Below are 1,222 nucleotides of genomic sequence, written 5' to 3'. Positions count from 1 at the left end.
CTCGTTGGCCGCCGGCGTGTTACCGGTAGCCGTCGCAGTCACGCTCGCTTTGACAACGACCGTGCCGTCTTGGCTGCTCGGGATGTCTACGCTGGCTGTGATGCTGTGCGCGTTGGCTTCGTCTGCGGTCACGGTGTGCGTGCTGAGGGTGCCGTTAACATCAATGGTCACGGTGTCGCCTTCTTTGACATCGCCGTTCAGGCCAATAGTGACCGGTACGCTGACGCTATCTTGACCACCCACTTCTTTAGCATTTAGGTAGCCATCATCCGCCGAACCACCAAGTTCTACGCCTGTTACTGCAGCTGTGCTGTTACCTGTTTGGCTGGTCGAGGCGTCTTTGCCTTTCGCACTTTCGTTGCCCGCAGGGTCTTTGACATAAGCAGTTACTTCATTATTTTCACCGTCTGCTTTCGGCGTGAAGCTCACTTCTGTTTTACCTGCATCAATCATCTCTTGGGTCACAGGAATGGTTTGTTCACCATCTGGGGTGCTCACTACTAAGCTGTCGCCGGCTTTGGTGTTGGCTGGAATGCTGATCTCTGCTGTGGCTTTACCGCTGTCTAGGTCAGTTGGTTGAGTGCATTATCTCCGCCGTCTTTGATGCTGACTTTCGGCGCACCGTCTTGGGTGGTGCTGTCGTTGTCTGCGCCATTCGGGGTTTTGTCGCCGTTGACGTCTCCCGGCACGCCGGTATCGACAATCACGTCGTCTTGCGCGCTGTTGGCCGCCGGCGTGTTACCGGTAGCCGTCGCAGTCACGCTCGCTTTGACAACGACCGTGCCGTCTTGGCTGCTCGGGATGTCTACGCTGGCTGTGATGCTGTGCGCGTTGGCTTCGTCTGCGGTCACGGTGTGCGTGCTGAGGGTGCCGTTAACATCAATGGTCACGGTGTCGCCTTCTTTGACATCGCCGTTCAGGCCAATAGTGACCGGTACGCTGACGCTATCTTGACCACCCACTTCTTTGGCATTTAGGTAGCCATCATCCGCCGAACCACCAAGTTCTACGCCTGTTACTGCAGCTGTGCTGTTACCTGTTTGGCTGGTCGAGGCGTCTTTGCCTTTCGCACTTTCGTTGCCCGCAGGGTCTTTGACATAAGCAGTTACTTCATTATTTTCACCGTCTGCTTTCGGCGTGAAGCTCACTTCTGTTTTACCTGCATCAATCATCTCTTGGGTCACAGGAATGGTTTGTTCACCATCTGGGGTGCTCACTACTA

Annotated in this window: 2 pseudogenes; both read right to left on the bottom strand. The window is 55.2% G+C overall.

Going from position 1 to position 1,222, the window contains the following annotated elements:
- A pseudogene (locus tag A5N85_RS13800) lies at nucleotides 1-498 on the bottom strand (hypothetical protein); the annotation flags it as partial.
- 65 nt (nucleotides 499-563) lie between these two features.
- Nucleotides 564-1,222 (bottom strand): annotated as a pseudogene (locus tag A5N85_RS15895) (hypothetical protein); the annotation flags it as partial.

The sequence above is a fragment of the Suttonella ornithocola genome (genome assembly GCF_001889065.1).
Taxonomy (GTDB): Bacteria; Pseudomonadota; Gammaproteobacteria; order Cardiobacteriales; family Cardiobacteriaceae; genus Suttonella_A; species Suttonella_A ornithocola.
This window is presented reverse-complemented; position numbering and strand designations above follow the sequence as displayed.